Source organism: Arcobacter pernae, assembly GCF_049472135.1.
Taxonomy (GTDB): domain Bacteria; phylum Campylobacterota; class Campylobacteria; order Campylobacterales; family Arcobacteraceae; genus Arcobacter_B.
The window spans coordinates 117427-138668 of record NZ_JBMOVV010000002.1 but is presented as its reverse complement, the minus strand read 5'-3'; the positions used below and the strand labels follow the sequence as shown (position 1 = coordinate 138668).

General features: G+C 26.1%; 23 protein-coding genes and 1 tRNA gene. 6 read left to right on the top strand and 18 right to left on the bottom strand.

Annotation, left to right across the window (positions count from 1 at the left end):
• Nucleotides 1-6: 6 nt before the first annotated feature.
• The 5 genes from rsmI to ACH5BF_RS03175 form a co-directional block, all read right to left on the bottom strand.
• The gene (gene rsmI / locus ACH5BF_RS03195; RefSeq protein ID WP_423272638.1) at nt 7-813 is read right to left on the bottom strand and encodes a 16S rRNA (cytidine(1402)-2'-O)-methyltransferase; all 807 of its coding nucleotides are present in this window, start codon (nt 811-813) and stop codon (nt 7-9) included.
• A gap of 8 nt (nt 814-821) precedes the next feature.
• Nucleotides 822-1019: a 50S ribosomal protein L31 gene (gene rpmE, locus ACH5BF_RS03190; protein WP_423272636.1), complete on the bottom strand. Its 198-nt coding sequence runs from the start codon at nt 1017-1019 to the stop codon at nt 822-824.
• 80 nt (nt 1020-1099) lie between these two features.
• Entirely contained in the window at nt 1100-1975 is an 876-nt protein-coding gene (gene miaA, locus ACH5BF_RS03185; RefSeq protein ID WP_423272634.1) for a tRNA (adenosine(37)-N6)-dimethylallyltransferase MiaA, read from the bottom strand.
• 31 nt (nt 1976-2006) lie between these two features.
• A complete protein-coding gene (locus ACH5BF_RS03180) occupies nt 2007-2204 on the bottom strand; it encodes a hypothetical protein (RefSeq protein ID WP_423272632.1) in 198 nt (65 codons plus the stop codon).
• A 49-nt stretch (nt 2205-2253) separates the two neighbouring features.
• Nucleotides 2254-3489: a peptidoglycan-binding domain-containing protein gene (locus ACH5BF_RS03175; protein WP_423272630.1), complete on the bottom strand. Its 1236-nt coding sequence runs from the start codon at nt 3487-3489 to the stop codon at nt 2254-2256.
• 112 nt (nt 3490-3601) lie between these two features.
• On the opposite strand from ACH5BF_RS03175, the gene ACH5BF_RS03170 reads away from it, so the two are divergent.
• The 4 genes from ACH5BF_RS03170 (at nt 3602) to ACH5BF_RS03155 (ending at nt 6034) form a co-directional block, all read left to right on the top strand.
• On the top strand, nt 3602-4081 hold the full coding sequence (locus tag ACH5BF_RS03170) for an OmpA family protein (RefSeq protein ID WP_423272628.1): 480 nt from the start codon (nt 3602-3604) through the stop codon (nt 4079-4081).
• Nucleotides 4082-4163: 82 nt separating this feature from the next.
• Nucleotides 4164-5021, top strand: a complete 858-nt coding sequence (gene mqnP / locus ACH5BF_RS03165) for a menaquinone biosynthesis prenyltransferase MqnP (protein ID WP_423272625.1) — start codon at nt 4164-4166, stop codon at nt 5019-5021.
• An 82-nt stretch (nt 5022-5103) separates the two neighbouring features.
• Nucleotides 5104-5907: a GGDEF domain-containing protein gene (locus ACH5BF_RS03160; RefSeq protein ID WP_423272623.1), complete on the top strand. Its 804-nt coding sequence runs from the start codon at nt 5104-5106 to the stop codon at nt 5905-5907.
• A 50-nt stretch (nt 5908-5957) separates the two neighbouring features.
• A tRNA-Arg gene (locus ACH5BF_RS03155) sits at nt 5958-6034 on the top strand.
• Between the two features lie 82 nt (nt 6035-6116).
• Here the strand turns inward: ACH5BF_RS03155 and ACH5BF_RS03150 are convergent.
• The 3 genes from ACH5BF_RS03150 to ACH5BF_RS03140 form a co-directional block, all read right to left on the bottom strand.
• Complete coding sequence (locus ACH5BF_RS03150; protein WP_423272620.1) at nt 6117-7232, bottom strand: tyrosine-type recombinase/integrase; 1116 nt, start codon at nt 7230-7232, stop codon at nt 6117-6119.
• A gap of 74 nt (nt 7233-7306) precedes the next feature.
• The gene (locus tag ACH5BF_RS03145; RefSeq protein WP_423272617.1) at nt 7307-7615 is read right to left on the bottom strand and encodes a DNA-binding protein; all 309 of its coding nucleotides are present in this window, start codon (nt 7613-7615) and stop codon (nt 7307-7309) included.
• A 113-nt stretch (nt 7616-7728) separates the two neighbouring features.
• Entirely contained in the window at nt 7729-9192 is a 1464-nt protein-coding gene (locus ACH5BF_RS03140) for a hypothetical protein (protein WP_423272614.1), read from the bottom strand.
• A 76-nt stretch (nt 9193-9268) separates the two neighbouring features.
• Here ACH5BF_RS03140 and ACH5BF_RS03135 point away from each other — a divergent pair, with 76 nt between their 5' ends.
• Nucleotides 9269-10033, top strand: coding sequence for a rolling circle replication-associated protein (locus tag ACH5BF_RS03135; protein ID WP_423272612.1), 765 nt, complete (start codon nt 9269-9271; stop codon nt 10031-10033).
• 4 nt (nt 10034-10037) lie between these two features.
• Here ACH5BF_RS03135 and ACH5BF_RS03130 read toward each other — a convergent pair whose 3' ends face one another.
• The 10 genes from ACH5BF_RS03130 to ACH5BF_RS03085 all read right to left on the bottom strand — a co-directional run bounded on the left by ACH5BF_RS03130 (nt 10038) and on the right by ACH5BF_RS03085 (nt 20345).
• Nucleotides 10038-10313 carry a hypothetical protein gene (locus ACH5BF_RS03130; protein WP_423272610.1) on the bottom strand — a complete coding sequence of 92 codons (276 nt, stop codon included), beginning with the start codon at nt 10311-10313 and terminating at the stop codon, nt 10038-10040.
• Nucleotides 10310-10993: a hypothetical protein gene (locus tag ACH5BF_RS03125; RefSeq protein ID WP_423272607.1), complete on the bottom strand. Its 684-nt coding sequence runs from the start codon at nt 10991-10993 to the stop codon at nt 10310-10312. The genes ACH5BF_RS03130 and ACH5BF_RS03125 overlap by 4 nt, the downstream gene beginning before the upstream one ends.
• Nucleotides 10994-11129: 136 nt before the next feature.
• Nucleotides 11130-11804 (bottom strand): hypothetical protein, encoded by a 675-nt coding sequence (locus ACH5BF_RS03120; protein ID WP_423272605.1) that lies wholly within the window; start codon nt 11802-11804, stop codon nt 11130-11132.
• A 7-nt stretch (nt 11805-11811) separates the two neighbouring features.
• A complete protein-coding gene (locus ACH5BF_RS03115) occupies nt 11812-12399 on the bottom strand; it encodes a hypothetical protein (protein WP_423272603.1) in 588 nt (195 codons plus the stop codon).
• Nucleotides 12399-13148, bottom strand: coding sequence for a TIGR04255 family protein (locus ACH5BF_RS03110; RefSeq protein ID WP_423272599.1), 750 nt, complete (start codon nt 13146-13148; stop codon nt 12399-12401). Before ACH5BF_RS03110 ends, ACH5BF_RS03115 begins: the two co-directional genes overlap by 1 nt.
• Before the next feature lie 271 nt (nt 13149-13419).
• Nucleotides 13420-15240: an ATP-binding protein gene (locus tag ACH5BF_RS03105; RefSeq protein ID WP_423272594.1), complete on the bottom strand. Its 1821-nt coding sequence runs from the start codon at nt 15238-15240 to the stop codon at nt 13420-13422.
• Between the two features lie 3 nt (nt 15241-15243).
• Nucleotides 15244-16026: a phosphate/phosphite/phosphonate ABC transporter substrate-binding protein gene (locus tag ACH5BF_RS03100; RefSeq protein ID WP_423272592.1), complete on the bottom strand. Its 783-nt coding sequence runs from the start codon at nt 16024-16026 to the stop codon at nt 15244-15246.
• Between the two features lie 72 nt (nt 16027-16098).
• Nucleotides 16099-16731 carry a CBS domain-containing protein gene (locus ACH5BF_RS03095; RefSeq protein WP_423272590.1) on the bottom strand — a complete coding sequence of 211 codons (633 nt, stop codon included), beginning with the start codon at nt 16729-16731 and terminating at the stop codon, nt 16099-16101.
• 50 nt (nt 16732-16781) lie between these two features.
• A complete protein-coding gene (locus ACH5BF_RS03090) occupies nt 16782-19013 on the bottom strand; it encodes an EAL domain-containing protein (protein ID WP_423272588.1) in 2232 nt (743 codons plus the stop codon).
• Between the two features lie 81 nt (nt 19014-19094).
• Nucleotides 19095-20345, bottom strand: a complete 1251-nt coding sequence (locus ACH5BF_RS03085) for a GGDEF domain-containing protein (RefSeq protein ID WP_423272586.1) — start codon at nt 20343-20345, stop codon at nt 19095-19097.
• A gap of 294 nt (nt 20346-20639) precedes the next feature.
• Between ACH5BF_RS03085 and ACH5BF_RS03080 the strand changes: the two genes are divergently transcribed.
• Complete coding sequence (locus ACH5BF_RS03080; RefSeq protein WP_423272585.1) at nt 20640-21179, top strand: hypothetical protein; 540 nt, start codon at nt 20640-20642, stop codon at nt 21177-21179.
• The last annotated feature ends 63 nt before the right edge of the window (nt 21180-21242 follow it).

Genomic DNA, 21242 nt, shown 5'->3' with positions numbered 1-21242 from the left:
TACTTTTTACATAAGTTCTTGATAAATCTCTTTTGTTTTTCTTCCTGTCATTTTAGACAAAAGTTTTGCTTTAATTTTTGGAGGAATATCTAAATCTTCTATATCTTTGATACTTAAAGCTTCTCCAGTTTTTTCAACAGCTTCGATTACAACAACCCATTCACCTTTGATAGTTATTGTTTTAAACTCTTCATAAAGGTTTTTTGCACTGTTTTTGTAAGTTGTTTGATAAAGCTTTGAAATCTCTTTTACTAAAAATATTGTTCTATTTTCATCTTTTTTTGCTAATTCTTCTAATAGTTTTAAAAGTCTATGTGGTGACTCATATAAAATAGCTAATTTATCATCATTTAAAATAGCATCTAATTTTGAAGTTCTTTCATTTCCTTTGTGAGCTAAAAATCCATGAAAGGCAAAAGTAGTATTAGTAAAACCACTCATCGCATATGCTGTTAAAACTGCATTTGCTCCTGGTAGAACATCATATTTTATGTCATTATTTATACAAAAATCAACAAGTGTTGCTCCTGGATCAGAAACACAAGGCATCCCTGCATCACTTACATAAACAACATTTTTAGTAAAAGTTTCAGTAGTTAAAGTTTTTAAAATTTGATTTTCATTATGAGAATGAAAAGATTTGTATTCTTTATTTGAAAAGTCTAGGTTATTTTTTTCACCTAAAAGGTTTAGTAGTTTTTTTGTGACTCTTGTATCTTCACAAAAAATTAGTTCGGCCTCCAATAGGGTATTTAAAGCCCTTAGAGAAATATCCTCTAAGTTTCCTATTGGAGTTGGAACTAATGTAAGCATAAATATAATTACTTGTTATATTTAGCTTTGAATTTCTCAACTCTACCAGCAGCATCAACGATTTTTTGCTCACCAGTAAAGAATGGGTGACAAGCAGAACAAATATCAATTCTCATAGATTCAACATTTGATTTAGTAACAAATGAATTACCACAAGCACAAGATACTGCACACTCTTTGTAATCTGGGTGGATGTCTTTTTTCACGCCATATTCCTTATTTTGATTAATGTAATATAAAAGATCAAGTCTCTGTTGTCCTTTATAAAACTCTTTGTAAGGCGGGATTATATCGAAAAATACTTAATTATATCTGAATTTAAGTTTTCTATAATATTTGAGCATTTATTCTCAAATTGTCCTTTGTTAAAAGTGTTCTGTCTTTTTGCAAGTTTGGCTGTATTTAAAGAGACTTTTTCTTCAAGTTGTTCTTTTGTAATTTTCCCATCAAGGTACTCTAAAGTTTCTATTATTCCAATTGAGCTCATAGCATTTGGTTCTCTTGTGTACTTACTTTCTAAATAGATTACTTCATCAATTAATCCATCTTTCATCATTTGTTTTGTTCTAAGATTTATTCTTTTTCTCAACTCATCTCTATCCCATAAAATTTCAAATATTTTAAGGTCTGGTGCTATTGGAGTTTTTGGATTTGCTTTAAAGTATTCTGTAGGAGTTAATTTTGACTCTTTATAAATGGCATAAGCTTTTTCAACTCTATATCTGTCATTTTTCTCAATTTTTTGCATATACTTTTTATCTAAACTAAATAATAAATCATAAGCTTCGTCTACGGGAATATCAAGTTTAGTTTTAGAATTAATACCCATTGACATACCTTCAATCAATGTTTTTAAGTAAAAACTTGTTCCACCTACAATAATTAGATTTTTATCGTTGTTTTGTGCAAACTCTTTAGCTTTATGATAAAGTTTTATAAATTCTAAGACATCAAACTCTTCATTTGGATAGACTTCATCTATTCCAAAATGAATAATATCACCTCTTTCAACAATTGTTGGTTTTGCAGAGGCAATATCGATATCTTTGTAAACACTTAATGAATCAAGTGAAAGTATAATTGAGTTAGTTTTTTTAGCTATATCTATAGATAAGCCAGTTTTTCCTGAGGCAGTTGAGCCAATAATTGCTATTTCTTTCATAAAGAAATTTTAGCTAAGTTTTAGTGAAAGCTTACTTTGAAGCAGCTTTACAAGCTTCCAACTCTTTAGTTAGTCTATTTATCTCTTTTTCTTTTTCAATTAGTTGTGATAATAAGTCTGATACATCTTGTTTACTTGAGTTTAATACATCTGTTTGAGACTTTGAACTACAAGCTGTGAAAAAAAGAGTAAATGTTATTGTAAATATAGTAAATAGTAGTTTCTTCATTTTTCCTTCTTCAAGTAAAGATAAAAGCCAAAAGCTTTTATCTTTTATATTATAAACCTAAAGATTTTAGCGTTTTTAATGTTAAAGCTCCCTCACTTAGCTTGTTGTCTCTTTGATAAGCTTCAACAGCAGCTTTAGTTTCTGGTCCATATACTCCATCAACTGTTGTGATTTTATATTTTTTATCTTTTAATGCTTGTTGTAAATTAGAAATTACATCTTTTGTAGTATTTGTTTCACATAAAATCTCTTGCCATCTTAAGTAAGAGTCTGAAACTTTAACTTTTACAGGTACATTTTTATAAATTGCTGGAATTGTTGTTTTAACTTCTTTTGCAGGTGTATCAATAACTCTAGTTTTAACCATCTTACAAATTGCTGGTGATTTAATTTCTTTTGTTGTAGCAGGTGTTGCAACTACTTGTTTTGTAATAGTTTTGTATGTTGCAGGGATTTTAATCTCTTTTTGAGAAGCAGGTGTATCTACAACTCTAGTTTTAACATATTTATAAACAGCAGGGATTTTAATCTCTTTTGTCGAAGCAGGCTTATCAATAACTTTTTTACTTACAGTTTTATATACAGCTGGAACTTCAACTAAACATAAAATATCACCAGTTGTATTATCAACTTTTTCTATTTCTCCTCTACCTTTTTTCCAAGTAGTATAAGCATCTGAAACTTTTATTTTTTCAGTAACTGTTTTATATGTTGCAGGAACTGTAACAAGTTTAGTTTTTTCAGGCTCTACCATAATTTCTTCAGTTACAGTTTTGTATGTTGGTTCAACTGTTACTATTTTTGAACTCTCAGGTGTTACCATAATTTTTTCAGTTACAGTTTTGTATGTCGCAGCTACTGGAACTAGTTTTGTTGTTTCTTCTCTTAAAGTTACTTTTTTTTCTACAACTTTGTAAGTTGCTGGAATAATATCAATCTTTTCTTGTTCTTCTTGAACCATTTTTTTGATGTATTTAGTTTCATATACAGAAGGAACTAATACCTTTGCATAACATTCTCCAGCTTTTGCATTTGCTGGAACTAAAGAGTTTACAACTGCATTTTTATCTTTTGACTCAGAATTCATAGCATTAATTGAAGCTAATGCTTTTTCATTTTGAGCTTCTAGTTGTGAGATTTTATTATCTTTTAATTCAATCTCTTTTTGAAGTTGTGAAATTTTTGCATCATTAGCAGTTAAGTTTGTATCTTTTGAAGTACAACCTGTAAATAACAATAAAGCAGTAGTAGCAGCAATAGCTGAAGTTCTTAAATAAGTAGTCATTTTAAGCCTTTATTAAATAATTTTAAAAATTTTAACAAAATAAGATTAAAAATTACTTTAAAATTAGATTAAAGATGTTATAATTTTTAAAATTATCTAAAGGAGTTAAGTTTTGAAAAAACTTTTAACAACATCATTAATTGGTTTTATGACAGTTTATAGCCTAAATGCAGGGGATTGTATTATGGTTAAAGATTTAAATGTACAGTTTAAAAATGATTCTACTATATATAGTGATTCTTCAGAAATTAAAGAAATTCAAGAATTTACACAATTCTTAAAAAAAACTGATTTATATGCAGTTATAGAAGGACATACAAGTGCGAGTGCTCCTGCTGGATATAATTATGATTTATCAACAAATAGAGCTGCTAAAGTTAGAAATGCAATTGTAAATGCAGGAGTGAATTCAAACAAAGTTAGATATATGGGATTTGGAGAGAGCTCACCTTTATATGATAACTCAACAGAAGAGGGGTCAGCAAAAAATAGAAGAGTTATTGCAGAAGTGTTTAATAGTGCAGAAGAATTAAACTCTTATATTGAGGCTGAAAAAGCAAGAATAAAAACAATCAAATATAAAGAACAATAAATAAAATAAAGACTAGAAAATAGTCTTTATTTTATAAATACATTAAACTTACATTTTTAATTATTTTGATAGAATCTCGTTTATGGAAAAACTCATAAAAAAAATTAATGACTTCAATGAACTAGTAATGTTCAAACACTCAATCTTCTCTTTACCATTTATTTTTATTGCAATGGTAGTAGCTGCAAAAGGTTGGTTTGGTTTTAAACTTTTAGTTTTAGGTGTATTAGCTGCTTTAACTGCAAGAAATTTTGCAATGGGCTTTAATAGGTATATGGATAGAGATATAGATGCTTTAAATCCAAGAACAGAAAATAGACCAAATGTTGATGGTAGAATTTCTGCAAAATCTATGCTTCTTTTTAATATAGCAAATGCTTTAGGTTTTATACTTGTAGCATATTTTGTAAATGACTTAGCATTTTATTTATCTATTCCTATATTGATTATCATAGGATCTTATTCTTACTTTAAAAGATTTTCTTACTTAGCACATGTGATATTAGGGGTATCTTTAGCATTAGCTCCAATAGCAGGTGTTGTTGCTGTTAGTGAAACGATTCCTTTATGGACAGTTCTTTTAAGTATTGGTGTTATGTTTTGGGTAGCTGGATTTGATTTACTTTATTCTTTACAAGATATGGAAGTAGATAAAAAGTTAAATTTACACTCAATTCCTTCAAAATTTGGTGCACAAAAAACTATGATGATTTCAAAAGTTTTTCATATTTTAACAGTAGTATTCTGGTTACTTTTTGTAATCACATCAAATAGTGGAGTTTTCGCTTATATAGCAGTACTTGCAAGTGCAATAATGCTTACTTATGAACACTACTTAGTAAATAAAGATTTTACTAAAATTGATAGAGCATTTTTTACTGTAAATGGGTATTTAGGAATAGTATTTTTCATCTTAATTATAATAGATAATATTTTATAAGTTATATTATCTGTTATATGGTATAGACATTTGTGTCTTTTTTCTGTATACTTCATGAAAAACTTGTAAGGAATAAATATTTATGAGTGAAAAATTAAAAGAAGTAACTTATCTTACAGTAAAAGATTTAAAAAATAACGAAATCATTCTACCTGGAGATTACTCAAAAAGATTTGCACACTTTGCTAAAGAGTTAAATGTAAATCTTGATGATAAACAAGCAATTTTAGACGAATTGCAGTCTGATAATAACAGAGTAGAAAATATCGTTAAATCAACAAATGAAAATTTAAACAACATAAAAAACTCAACACAACAAGCACAAGTTGCAATTCTAAATAAAGATGATAAAGCTTTAATAAACATATCATCTCAACTAGGAAAAATGCAACAACAAATTCAGTTCTTACAAAAAGAGTTATTTTCAGATAGTTTAACTACTGCATATAATAGAAAATGGTTTATGGACTCTTTTTTAGAAGATGAAGCTTTTACAGAAGAAGGAAAACTTGCATTTATTGATTTAAATAAATTTAAAATCATAAATGACACATATGGACATCTTCTTGGTGATCAGGTTTTAAAATATCTTGTTAAATTTCTAACAAAAGAGCTAGACCATGAGGGTGTTAGTGTTGTAAGGTATGCAGGTGACGAGTTTATGGTACTATTTACTGGTAAAGCTTTAACTAGTTTAGACATACCTAAAGCAATGGAAGAGACACAAGCAAAACTTTCAAGACAAAAATTAAAATCAGCAAAAGTTGCAGGATTACAGTTTTCATTTTCATATGGGATAGTTGATTTCAAAAGTGGTGATAAGATTGAAACGATTTTAGAACAAGCAGATGAACTAATGTATGAGAATAAACTAAAAAATAGGTAGCTTAAATTTTTTAAGTTTACCTATGATAAGATTCCAATCTTAAAACACACGCGTCTATGGCTCAACTGGATAGAGCGCCGGGTTTCGGCCCCGGGGGTTGTGGGTTCGAATCCTACTAGGCGTGCCATTACTCTGTAATATTCCCATAATTTGGGATATTTTATTTACCTAATAATAGATTGTTCCAAAATTGTACCAATTTTGTTCCACTAACTATCAAAGCAGTTTCCAAAGTTATCATTTTCTTTAGGAATATACTCTGAATAACTTTCAAAAGTAATTTTCACATTTTCATGACCTGCTATTTTTGAAACATAATTTATATCTTCTCCATTAGAAATTAAAGTTGATATAAAAGTTCCTCTAGTTTGATGTAGGTTTCTATATTTTACATTAGCACTTTTTAATGCTTTAACCCAAATTTGTTCTCTAATTTTTCCTGCACTATGATAGTGTTTCTTAGTTCTTATAGTCATGAAAACATAGCTATTTAAATGTCCTGTTTTCTGATATTGAGATTGTAAAAAAGGAATTAAAGATTTAATTATAGGTATAGTTCTTCGGCTTTTTGTAGTTTTTAGAACTTCTTTTTGTGTACCATTCACAATTTGTTGTCTAATTGATATTGTACCTTTCTCAAAATCTATATTTTCCCATTTTAATCCTATACATTCTCCTGCTCGTATTCCTGTATAGAATAATGTAGCAATTAAGTTTTTAGATTGACCCTCTAATACATTTAGAATAGAAGCGATTTCAGATATAGTAAAAGGAGTCAGTTTAATCCTTTTTACTTTTGTATCTTCAATTTTTTTAATTCTTTTAGCTTTTTTAACTGGGTTATCAGAAATTATATCCTCTTCAATTGCATCTTGAAATAATGTATATAAAATGGTCCTAATTTTTTTAAGTGTTGACTTTGCAAGTTTTTCTTTTTTCTGTAAACTATTCTGCCAAATTGTAATTTGATTACCTGTAATGGTATCAAGCTTTTTATTTCCAAACTTCTCTTTTATATATTTGTCATAGTTTCTTTTATATGCATAAATTGTTGAGTCACATCTCTCTCCTTCATGGAGTTTAAATGAAGTTTCTATAAATTCATTAATAGTAGGAATTTCTTTTTTATTTTTGTTTTTAAAGAACTCTGGATTGTGAGCATTGAGAATTAATTGAGGAATAATTTGTGTTTCCACAATTTTCCTATTATTCTTATTGTCTTCCAATTTTAAAGATTTTTTAATTACTTTTTTATTTAATGTAAATCTAATCCATAGAGTTGAGCCTCTAGTATAGATTTTAGGGGTAGTCATATTTACTGTCATTTATAATTCCTTTAATTATTATAAATAACCTATAAAGACTTTTTGAATTACCAAAGTATTATAGGATATTTTTGTTAAGCTGCAAGTGAAACTGAATTTAATAATTCTTTAGTGAAACTAGATGTTTGTGTTGACATCACCCATTCGTCTAATTTGGTTTTATCAAATAATAGTTTTCCTGATTTCTTGTAATAATGAATATTTAAATCAAACTCATTATTTTTTAGTTTGTGTATATGGTCTTTTGAGTATCCTAAGTACTTAGCAGTTTCAGTGATATTTAACCATCTCTTATCAGTATTAAATTCAATTTTCTCATTAAGTTCTTCAAGAAGTCTTTTTATTTCAGGTAATAATTCTAAGTTTTCAAGTGAAATGTTCATATTTAATCCTTCGATTTTTATAAGAACAGTTTACATGGTATCAACTTTCTATTTAGTATTAATAGTGTTTCATTGGGGGTATTTAAATTGCTAGAAATAGTACTTCTATGTATTTAACAGTATACTATATCATTTATTGAGTGTTTTCTTATCCTACCAAGTTCTTTTATTTTATTATCATATTTTTCAATTTTTATAGTTAATTCTTCTTTTTGTGTATTAAGATTAGAAAGTTCGCGTTCCAACTTTTCCTCTTGAATTTTATCATTATGTTCATAGCACTCTTGTATTAATAGTTCAATTTCAATAATATATTCATTAATACAATTTAGTTCATCCTGTATAGGGCGTATCTTATTTTTTAAATATATAATTTCTTCTTCAATACTGAGAGTTGGAGTAAGTTTTACATTTTGCTGAATTTCTTTAGAAATTTCATTCTTAGCTATTAATTCTTTTTGCTCAGTTTTATTTAGATGTGATAATAAATGTTTATTTTTATGAAGTGCCTTGAGTTTATATATAAATAGGTGCTTTTTATTAATGTCAATAAAAGTTTTATAAAAATCTGAATAATTAGATGAATACATTTTTTTAAGTTTTTCTATTGATTTTCTACTTTTCGCTCCTGATAGTTTTTTTGATATATTAACATCTTCTATAAGCTTTTTTGAATATCTTGTAATAGCATTTTGTGTGAAGTTTTTATTATTTGAATCTAGGTAAGCCTTTATTTTTATATAGTCATTAAATTCGTAGGATATTGCTTCTTTAATTTGATATTTTATCTTATTTAAAAGACTTATTTCTTGTTTTAAAACCAATTGATTATGTTCAATTAAGTTTTTTTCTAAAATTAAATCATCAATATTTTTTGTATTTTCATAACTCGGATTATAATAGTGTTTTATTTGTTCATTAATTTCTTCTATGTTTTCTGTTTCATACGTGTCATATTCTTTATAAAGGTTATTTATTTTTTCTAGTTTAAAATTTAATAGTTTAATGTCTTTATTAACTTGTCTTTTTTTACGAGATTCTGATATATAAACTTCATCCTTTAAGTAATCTATCTTTTCAAATGAATCTTCTATATAAACAAGTTTATTTAATAATGTAGTGTATATTCTTCTTGCTATCATGTTTTGATTATTTGAGCTCGGTAGAATTTCTTTTAGTTTACTTACTACATTTTCTTCATCTTCTAAAAAGAAACTATTTAGCTTTTCTCCGTGGAACTTTCTCACAAGCTGTATAAGCCTATCAATAAAATCTTTTTTATACAAAGTGTATAATGAATTTTGAATAATTTCTAAAATTAAATTGGTATCAGTTTTTCTAAACATTGCTATTTCTCTATCAAAAACTTCAATAGCATCTTCTGGAATAGTGTCTTTTAATTCTATTAGTAAATGTAATTGATATTTATCTTCAGCGTTATTAAAAGTTAAATACATCTTTTTTATATCTTCGTATTTTAGATAGGTTTTGATAGTTCTACTTATATGTTTCTCATAGGTAATGTAAAGGTTGTTCTTATATCTTGGGCTTTTATTCTTCATGATTAAATATAACATACATACCCCCAATGAGAGCTTATTAATATATCTTTAATATGTGAGTAGAGCTAAAATTAAAATAAAAGGATTATTCATGACACAACAAGACAAAATATTTTTATACAAACGTAAAAAGTATAACAAACGTATAGTAGCACAATACTTAGCATTATATACAGAGAATATGCATTTAAATAAATGTTTAGTTACTTTGACTCCTTCTGATGGTAAATTATCTACTACGCTTAAATTAAGAAAAGACTTTTTTAAAAAGTTAAATAGCTATAAAATGAATAAAAAAGATGGAGATAAAACAATTAAGTATTTTTCTAATATAGAATTTACGCAGCAATTTGTATCTCATCTCCATATACAACTTTTTTATACTAACATTACAGCTATTCAAAAGTCATATAATTCAATAGTTAATCATAAAGTTGGCAATACTTCGCAAAATTCATTATCAATTGCTAAAAATAATAATCTTGTTTTTACATATATTATTAAAGATTATCTTAATACTGATTTATCACTTGAAAGATTAAAGCAAACAAGAAATATCAAATATATAACTAGTTCTAGAAAAGCGTATACAAACCAGGTTATAAGATATTTGGTTAGCATGTTAAGTTTTAAAACTAAAAATAAGTATAAAGAGATACTTGACTTTATTAATGAAGATATGGTTCAGGTGCGATATGGCTATGTTAGAAATAAACCTAAAGGAGCTATATCAAAAAAAGTAGGAGTATATACTGTTATTGTATTTATTAATAAAAAAAGGTGTAAAAAGATTACATATAAGATTAAAAGATTAATAAAGAACAAAAAAAGACACAGAAGGAAATGTGTCTTTTAATCTATTAAGGTTTTTTTCTATTAAAATTAGGTGTTCGCTTATTCCCTTTATAGTTGCTATCAGAATCTTCTATAAAAAGCTCATCATCTACTTCATCTTTAAGTAATAGAATTATATTTTCTACATCTTTCATATTTTTGAATTTAAAACCATTTTCTTCAAATTTATTTTGTATATCTTTTAAGAAGTTAGAATGTTTTTTATATTCTTTAAACTCTTCCATAAACTTTTTATTTCTAGTCATTAAGCCCATTCTTTCATTTTCAGTATTTTTTTTCATAAGGTGTTCCTTTGTCTTATTTTTTTTAGTTTTTTTAAGGCGTTATCAGTACGATTATTCTTTAAGTCTCTTAAAGCTATGGCAATATATTTATCTAGCTTAGAAGATATATTTTTATACTTTAAAATCTCTTTTTCAAGCTGTTCTATTTTGTATGTGTAATTATTCTTAGTTTTTGATTTTGAAATATCTTTTTTTAAATCCCAGCCTGCTAGCTGCCTAAATTTATTTACAAATGTTTTTTTTGAAAAATCAATAGAGATATATTTATTCTCTTTTTTTGAGTAAATAACTCTATTTAAAAAGGTATGAAAGTGAGGGTTATCTTCTTTTCCATGGTACACAAAAGGGATTTGGTAAACTAGTTCTTTTAATTCATCAATATCAAGACCTAGAGCATATGTATTATTAACATATATATAGAAATCTAAGTAAACTTTTTTAAATCTTGATTCTGCATCAATTTTTGATATACCTTTTTTAAATGAAATAACAACACTTAACATTCTACTTCTTCTTCCATTTTTCCCAAAATGAAATGAATCTATTATTTCTTGATTAAGATTGTAGTTTTTAAAAAAGTTTTTACTTACTATTTCTTGATTAAGATGTTTGTCTTCATTAAACAAATAGTAGATATGATTTTGCCAGTTTTTTATAGATTTAAATTTTATTATCATAATTAACTCCTTGGAGTCATTATATGAGTTAATAAAATTTCATTGTTTTAATTTGGAATAAAATTTAGAATTTCTTTGAAGTTAAAAAAGGTCAAGATAGGAAAAATAAATTTTATCCTCCTTGCAAAAGGAGAGTTTATCCTCCTTGTTGAATCCTATATAGTTCTTTTATATCTTCTAAAAGTTTTTCACCTAGTTCTATAACAGTTTCTTGTTCTAAAGGTCTTTTATCAGCATTTGCAGTTGCAGCAACTACTTCATTAGGTTTAAATCTTGGAACATTCCCAATATATTCTTTTTGTTTGGTTACAAACTCATCAGTAGTTTTCCAATAGTTTTTAAGTGCACTAATAATCTTTTCTTGCCAATCTTTATCTTCTTCTCTAATTTCCCATCCATCTAAATTAATTATATTATATCCTAGTGATTGTAGAGTTCTTATAACAAAGGTCGCGCAAGTTAAACCAGAATGTTCTTCTTTTGATAAAGTTCCATCATTTTCAAATTTGATACCATCTATAGCAATTCCATAAGGGAACCCTTGACCATTCTTTTCGTAAATGTGTTCTAATCGTAATTGTATCTGCATTAAATCAAATTCATCTAATGGTATATCTAGCCAATAATAATCATTACTTGGTTCTTCATATAATAAATTATCAAACCAAGCTAGATGTAAAAACATAACTTTATCTTCAATGTTTCTGAAAAAAAATCCTGTATGTAATTGTTCTGATTCTGGTTTACTTATTACAATACAGACATGACTTATATCGGAAATGTTGTGTTTATCTGTAGACTTTATTTCCATAGAATATTTATATTAATCCATTTAATAGTTTTTTTGTGTCATGCCCTCTACTAATTAGTTCTTCTTTAGTCTTTTCTAAAAAACTACTCCATGAAGTAATTTCATCTTTTCTTAGAAAAGGTATTCTAAGTAGAGAAAGTATTAATACTTCATGAGCATTTTTAACATCTATATTATCAAGTATCTTGTTATATGTATTAAAGTCAGTATTTGCAACAAGGTCATTAATCTTAGAATAATAAGGATAAATATCTTTTGTTGTTTTTAATTTATCTACATCTGCAAACAATTCGTATATCCAGTATTGTTCTGTATATTCTAATAATGAAGCTTCTTTAACTTCATTAACCAAAACATTGTTTCTATCATATTTATCATATGTAAGCTCTTGATTAGCAGATAATGTACTACTTAATATACCTAATGTTAATAATGTATAAAACAATGTTTTATTTTGCTTTGTTAAGTCAGTTGTAGTTTTAGGGTATTCTATGATTTCTTTATCTAATTCAAACATTGAGTATGTATCATTGTCATTTTCAAAGGAATAATAGTATGGGCTATTATTAGAGTTAGTGTGTGTACTTAAATTCATTATTCCTCCTTTAATTTAGCTATATATTCTTCTTTTAAAAGTTCAAAGAATAGGCTTTTATTAGTTTCATGCCCTTCTTTAATTACTGCTTTTAAATATTCTTCTATATCTGTTGTAATGCTTTCTTCTTTTGATGTATCAACATCTATAGTTGAACCATTATGTGGAGTACCATTTTTTATCAAGCTTGAATTATTTGATATGGCAATTGTATTATTAAAATCATTTTCTTTAATTTGAAATCTAAAACTTTTTGCAACATTTTTTAATTCTCTATTAGACATACTTATATCTATATTTAGATGACTAAATATTTCATCTTCAACAAAGTCTATAGTTCTTAATCCTACTCTTAGAATTTCTTTAATATATCCTGCTTCTGTTATTGTAGATAAAATTTCAATAATTTCTGTATATAAATATTTGTTCCAACCTGGATATTCATTTTCTACATCTTTATTGTATTTTTGATATTTAAATATAATAACCTTAGGACCTATCAACACATTTAATGGTTTACCTTCAGATTTAAGGTTGTAATGTGGTGCAAATTTTAATTCAGGTTGTTCATCAAGTATCTGTTTTGGTAAGTTGGCAGTATTTAATTGCTCTATATCATCGTATCTATCTTTTAATTTTTCATAAAAAACACCAAATACTGCTTCGTTGGGTAATGATGAATTAAATTTAATTTCAATAATTGATTCAATAATTGGAGGGTTTTTTAGCTCCGTAGGATACGTTGACATTCTATTTTTCCTTTTGATATTCCATTAATACTAATATAATATTATAAATTTAATTATAATCTAATTAGATTAGATTAGATAATATATCACTTAACGTAGAATGTTCCAGTATTGTTCCATTATTAACTATAATATATAGTATATTGAAAAGTTTGTAATTTCAAAAAGCATTTATTTATGGTTATTTATGTTTTATTTTACATAATCCTACTAGGCGTGCCATTAAAAGCCAGATACAATTACTTTGAGAAGTTTTTGTGTCTGGCTTTTTTTATTTATTTAGATATTTCCTAAGAACTTCTTTTAATTTGTCAAAGTTTATTGGTTTTGTAAGATGTTTATTCATTCCTACTTTTAAAAACTTCTCTTTATCACCTTTTATTGCATTTGCAGTAAGGGCAATGATTGGTATTTTTTTATCTAATTCTCTTATCTTCTCACATGCTTCAATTCCACCACAAATAGGCATATTAATATCCATAAAGATTAAGTTGTAGCTATTTTCGTTAAATAATTCTATTGCTTCTAATCCATTGTTTGCAAAGTCTGCATCTAAGTTTAGTTCAGCAAAAATTGCTTTGATAAGTTCTTGATTTATTTCGTTATCTTCTGCTACTAATACTTTTTTATTTTCTGTATTTATAGGCATTTGTTCTATTTTTTCTTTTTCAAGTTTTGTATTTTTATCACATATTTTTAGACTTAATTCAAAACTAAAACTACTACCATGATTCTCTTTACTTTCAAGTATAATTGATGAGTTCATATGTTCTAGTATTTTTGAAATAATAGCTAGCCCTAATCCTGTCCCACCATACTCTTTTGAGATACTTTGGTCTGCTTGTAAAAAAGGTTTAAAGATTTGTTTTTGTTTATCTTTTGGAATACCAATACCATTATCTTTTACTTCTATTTTTATTTTTGCTTCATCATTGTTTTTTTCTATAAGAGTAGTTTTAAAATAGATATTTCCATCATTTTTAGAGAACTTTACAGCATTTGATAAAAGATTTGAGATAACTTGCTGTAACCGTGTTTTATCAAATATCAAATGTGAAGGTATATTTCTATCAAATTCAAAATTCATTGTAAGATTTTTTTGAGAAGCTTGCCCTTCAAAAAGAGTTTGCAGTTGATTGCAAAGCTCATAAAAGTTATTAGACTCTAAAGTAAATGGCATTTTTCCACTCTCTATTTTTGAGAAGTCTAAAATCTCATTTATTATATGAAGTAAAGAGTTTGCACTTTTTGAAATAATAGTTGCTTGTTTTTTCTGCTCTAATGGCATATTCGACTCTTTTAAAATAGTTGAAAATCCAATGATTGCATTTAAGGGTGTTCTAATCTCATGTGACATATTTGCAAGAAAAGTGTCTTTTGCTTTATTTGCTTTTTTCAGTTCATTGTTTCTTTTCTTTAAATCATTCTTCATTTTATTTAAAGATTTACTTAGTATTCCTATCTCATCTTTGTTATTTTGATATGGGATTGAGACAGATTTTTCTTCTCCAATATCTTTTGCAACTGAAGCTAGTTTTGTAAGTATTTTAGTAAGTCTTGTTCCTATTAGGTATGCTAACAATGTTGAAATTAAGATTTCTATTAGAACTATCAAAATAGTTTTTTGCTTATTGTCTTCAATGAAGTTTGTATTTTCAGATGTATCAAAAACCAAATAAATTGAGCCTAAAAATAGTTCATCTTGATACACTTTAACATATCTGGTTTCATAACTATTTGTATTGAAATTTATACTTCTATTCGTTTTTATTTTCAAAAAGTCATCAAGCTTTTCGTATTTAAAGTCATATTTTTGCGATAAAACTTTATCTTGTGCATCAAGAACAACTATAGAGTTTATATAGTCAGTTTCATAAGTCTTTTGCACAAGGTTATCAAGTGTGGCTAAATCGTAAATAGTAATAGGTACACTAAGAAGCTCTTTTAAAAACTTTTCATTAGATGTGATTTTCTCTTCAGTTAGTTTTTTAGAAGAGCTACTTATAGCTATAAAGTTTACTGAAACAATTAAAATAATAAAAAATATCTCAAGTAAAACAAAAGATAAAATGAACCTATATTTAAATGACATTTACTACTTTACACCAATATTTTCAATAACTTTAAACTCTTCACTATTTGTTACTTTAAACTTTTTTATACTTAGAGTTTTTTTGATATCTTCAGGCATATTTAAAAAGGCATCTTGAAGTTTCTTTACAGTCTCTTTATCTACTCTTGGGTGTGCTGCTATTGGGTGACTTGGATAAGCATTTGTTTTATAAACAATATGTAAATTCTTTTTATCTTGTGTTGCTTGGAAGTTATTATATGTTCTAATAATTCCACCACCTATATAACCAATATCTCTTGAGATACCTTTATAAACTGAATCATGTGAATTTACATATAAAACTTTACCTTGTTTATCAATATCAAAATTGAATTTTTCTTTTAACTCAAATTTTGTAAGTAGTGTTGCTGCAAAAGCATTTGGTGCAGGGAATAAAAAAGTTTTACCTTCTAAGTTCTCTTTAGTAAAATCAATCTTTTCTTCTTTTGCAAGTAAAATTCCTACGATATTTTTATTTGCTCTTGTGAAAGCCTCATAGTTTTGTTCTTTTTTTGCCACAATAAAATGATAAGGGTTCATATAGGAAATATCATACTTACCTGCATAAAGCTCTTTTTCAAACTGAGGTATAGATCTTTCAGTTTTAAAAACAATTTTAATACCAGTAGTATCTTCAAGATATTTTGTAACTTTAACCCATTTGTTAAAAAGTTTTAAGGGGCTTTGTTGTGGAACTACACCCAATGTTAGTTGCTGAGCAAGAGCAAATGATGCACAAGCTGTAAGAAGAAGTAACTTTTTCATGATATGCCTTTTATTTTTATTATATTATAAAAATGTACCAATAGTGTATCAAAAAAGAGTTTTTAAAGTTATTTAACCCCAAAGCTGTAAGGATGGGATATTGGAAACTGCTTTAATAATATCCGTTTTTGAAACAATACCAACTAAAACATCTTCTTCATTTACTACGGGAATTGCATCAAGTCTAAAGTCTATCATTACTTTTGCAACTCTTCTTATATCAGAAATAGGATCTGTTGTTATTAACTCACTTGCTTGTATGTCTTTTACATATTTTTGAATAACAAGTCTTGAATTATCAATATCATCCATAATCTCATTTAGGATGATTTTTTTATTTATAAGACCATATATTTTTTTATTTTCATGTACAACTGGAATTTGACTTACTCTATTCTTTTTTAGAATTTCGTAGGCTTCTTTTAAAGTGGCAGTACTTTTTACAAATACACAGTTTTCAGTCATGATATCACCCACATGGTAAATAGGTTCATTTGTATCAATATTAGCCATTTTTTTATAGCTGTTTATTGCATGTGAATTAGAGCCTTGCTTTTTGTTTTTTGAGTCCATATACTCTTGAAATAAAGTATCATCATCAGGCTTTAGTCTAGCTTCTGCAGGTGCATCTGTATTTTTTAGTTCATAAAGATTGTCAGCAGTACTTCTAAAACCTACACTTCCACTATTATAAATTGCAAACATGAAAAATCCTTTTATTTACTCTATAATAGTATAAATTATTTAATCAAAAGTTAATCTTCAATTTCATCTTTTGATTTTCCAATATAGTAACCTTGTGAATAATCAATACCCATAGATTTTACATACTCAAAAAGTTCTAAATTTTCAACATATTCAGCGATAAGTTTTATTTGTAAAGTATCACAGATAAATTTAATACTTCCTACTAAAACATGAACTTTAGGGTCTTTATGCACAGTTTTTATTAGTGAACCATCAAGTTTTACATAATCTATATATTCACTAAGTTTCATAATATACTCATAATTTGAGTAACCACTTCCAAAATCATCAATGGCAACTTTACAACCATATGATTTTACAGCTTTTAAAAACTCCATAAATTCATCCATATTTTCAATAGCTTCTGACTCAACTATTTCGATAACTAGTTTTTCATTTACATCAAAGTTTTGAATCTGTTTAAACAAATGAGAAGTAATCTCTTTATCGTTTATATCTTCTAAAGTAAGGTTTATTGAGAACTCATAGTTTTTATCTTTGAAATACTCAAAAGATTTATCTATAACAATTTTTGTTAAATCTTTATACTTTTTAATATCTTTTGCAATATTTATAAATTCACCTGGGTAGATTAATTTATCATCTTTTTTGATTCTAACTAATGTCTCATATTTATCAATCTTATTTTTTATATTATTATAAATAGGTTGAAACTGAATAATCACTTCATCATTTTTTAAAGCATGTCTTATAGTTTTTACCATATTCAGATTTTTTTTGTTTAAATCAATATCTTTAGATAAATTCTCATCATAAATACAAATATCAAGTTTTTTGCTATGACATATTTCAAGGGCTATACTTGCTTCTTGAAGTTTTTCTAAACCTTTTTTATTTAGTTTATTTGAACTGGTTGCTATTGAAATTAGTAATTCAAAGTCTACATAGTTGTTTTCTATCTCATTTTGTAGTTGCTTTAAAGTATCATTTAAATATTCAAATTGCATTGGTCTAAAAAGAAGTCCAAATTGATTTTTTGATAATTTATAAAGCCTAAAAGTATTACTCTTTTTAACATAGTTTTTAAGAAATATAGAACATTTTACTACTATTTTATCAGCTATTTTATAACCATAAATATTTTGTATCTTTTGATAATTGTCAATATTGATTAATACTAAAATACAGTCATTATAATAAGAACTCTTCAAGTCATTTATCAAAAACTCTCTATTTGGTAGTTTTGTAATAGGATCAGTAATATTTTGAAGGTTTATCTGATTTCTAAGACTTTCAGGCTTTCTTGAAAAGTATAAAGTTACAGGTAAAAAAAGTAGAACCAAGAATATAATAAATACATAAATCAAGATTTCATTATCTCTTTGTTCGTCTACTAATTCATTAAATTTTGTTTTTAAAATAAGTTTAACATTTTGCTCTTCATTTGATAGATAAACATGTTTACTAAATATATCATCATTGATAAAAGCTGTGTTATTTAGAAGTTTTTTGGCTGCATTTTTACCAAATTCATTATAAATTGTAAAGCTATGAAAACTTGCAGTTCTAATTCCTCTTCTATCTTCATAATGAAGTAAAAACTTCCCTTGATTATCAATAAGCATAATGTCATATAAAGATGAGTTCTTTAATCTATCAAAAAAGTTTTTTAAATCTATATTTAAAATTAACACACCTTCTTTTTTATTTTCTTTTGAAAATACAGTTGTTGCAATTCTAAGTGTAATTGTTTTATTTTTATCAACTTTTCCAAACTCTTTGTTTAAGTTTATAAATGATAAACCAATTTGTTCTTCATCTAGTTGTATAAATCTTTGAAAGTAAGAATTAGAAGCTTTGTTTTGAAGTCTCTCTTTTGGTTGAATTATGATTTCTGAAAGGTTTTCATTTAAAAGCTTTTCAACTCTGATTCTTTCATTTCCTTTATTATCCAAATATCTTATTTGAAAAACATCAGATAAGACTTTTATATAAGATTTAAATAAGTCATTTACATAGGCTTCATTTTTATTATTTTTGACATAATCTAAAAATAGTTTATTTTGAGATAAAGAACTTAAAGAGTTTTTATACATATTTATAAAGTTTTCTATTTTCTTATTTTTTTCATCAAACTCTTCATAAAACTTGTTTGATGATACTTCATGAATATTCGTAAGTTTATTGTTATCAATTATGAGAAATAGTATAAAGAAAGAGATAGTTACAACAACGAAATAAATAAATATAAATGAAAATTTATAGCTAATTTTACTCATATGAACCCTTAGTTTTATATACTTTTATTATATAGATAAATAGTATCAAAAAAGTATTTTAATATAATTATTTATTATAAGTTAAGAAATTTGTGTAAATACTTTGTTTCTTCCTGCAGCTTTTGCATTATAAAGAGCTATATCACATCTTTTTAAAGCTTTGTTCATAGTGTCCTCTTCTTCTATTTGAGTAACACCAAAACTAGATGTTATTTTTCCTGCGGTTACGTGGCATATATTTTCAACACATTCTCTTAATTTTTCACATAAAATATGAGCTTCATTTATTGTTGTTTTTGGCATTAAGATTACAAACTCTTCTCCGCCCCATCTAGCAAAAGTATCTGCTTTTCTGATGTTTGAGTTAACTGTTTGAGCTAATAATTTTAATACTTCATCTCCAATCAAATGCCCGTGTGTATCATTAAACCTTTTAAAGTGGTCGATATCTAAAATACAAATTGAAAATATCTCTTTGTATCTAATAAACTGTTTATGTTCATATTGAAAAATTTCTTCAAATTTATTTCTATTATAAACACCTGTTAGCATATCAATATATGCTTTATGAGTTATCTTTATGCTTTTTTCTTGCATGATACTTATGTTTGAAAGAGTAATAATATATAAATCACTCTCTTTTATTTTATCAATCGTAATATGAAAAGCCTTTGGATTAAAATCTTTTGATAAAAGAAGTACAACTTTTTGTGCAGCTTTTGAGTTTTTGTACTTTGCAATAATCTCACCATTTGAACCATGGATATAATCTTTGTGAGGAATAAAAATATCACTTATATTTTCATATCTTTCAAATAATTCATCTTTATCATTGATATTAAAAAATCTCAAAAATGATTTTGAACAAAAATTTATAGTTCTAAAGTCAGTTAATAAAACTAATGCAGATTGTGTATTTAAAATATTTTCTAAAGTAACTCTTTTTTTAATATTTTTATTTCTTAATAAAACTTTGTTTTTAAAATATTCTAAGTCTTTTAATAGTTTTTTAGTGTCATTCTTTTTGATTATAGAATCAATATCATGATTTAGGGATTCATAAATAAACTCATTTTCAAAATTTTCTGTAAGAATAATAACGACTTTATAAGGATTTATTCTTTTAATATTTTTAATGTAAGTGAAGATGTCAGTATCAAATTCATCTTTGTCAAGTATGATTATATCGCCATTAAAATCAGTCGTTTCTTGATTCTGAAAAATTATTTTAGAATAAAAAGAGTGCAAGATATCATCTATTTTACTTTTATTTTTTTTATCTTTTTTAATAAATAAGATTTTAACTTCATTTGATTTTATTTGAATACTCATTTTCTAGGCTTTTTAAATATATTAATAAATTCTATCATAAAAATAATAATAAATAACCAAGTATAACAGTTTTTTATAACACTATAGTAGAAATTTATTTAAATTTAAGAAAAGGCTAATAATGTAATAATTATGTATATATCATCATATATTGGAACTTACATGATGTTTAAAAAAATTAATAATTTTTTAATATTATTGAAAGTGTCACTTTTTTACATTTATAAGTATATTTTTAAAAAAAATTGTAGTATAATGTGATATAACAAAAAGTTAAGTAAGTAGGGGAATTTCATGGCTTATTTTGTAGCATCAATTATTGCTGTAACCTCGGCTATGATTATTATACTTACACGGTACGAGGCAGATGATTCTACTATAAAAGCGGAACTTGAAGAGATGAGAGTGATGTTTGAGTTAGTGGACTCTTATGTAAACACAGCTATCCAAGCAGGGGAGAGCCTATCTTCTATAAACTTTGAGTTTTTAGAGGATAAAGGTATTTTACTTGAAGGGAGTGATTTAACTCCAGCTGATGCAGGAGGTATGTCAACAACTCTTAAGCATCCAAATAAGGAAGATGTTATATGGCAAATAATTCCAACAAAAGATGATGAAAATAACTCATATTCACTTATGGTAAATATGAGTGGTAATGCTTCTCTAATGAGTAAAGCAAGATTTTCAGAGAGTTTTGTAGGAAGAGAGTTTTGCGAAAAAGCTTTATTTGGAAAAGTTGATTATGAAAAAAAAACATATGATGCAACAAATATTGAATTTACAGGTTCAGGTACAAATAGTGATGGCTTCTTGGTGTGTATAGTTTATAAATAGTTTTAAGTAACGGGCGGTAGGTAGGTATTATGACGAATTTAATTAAAAACAGAAAGGATTGAA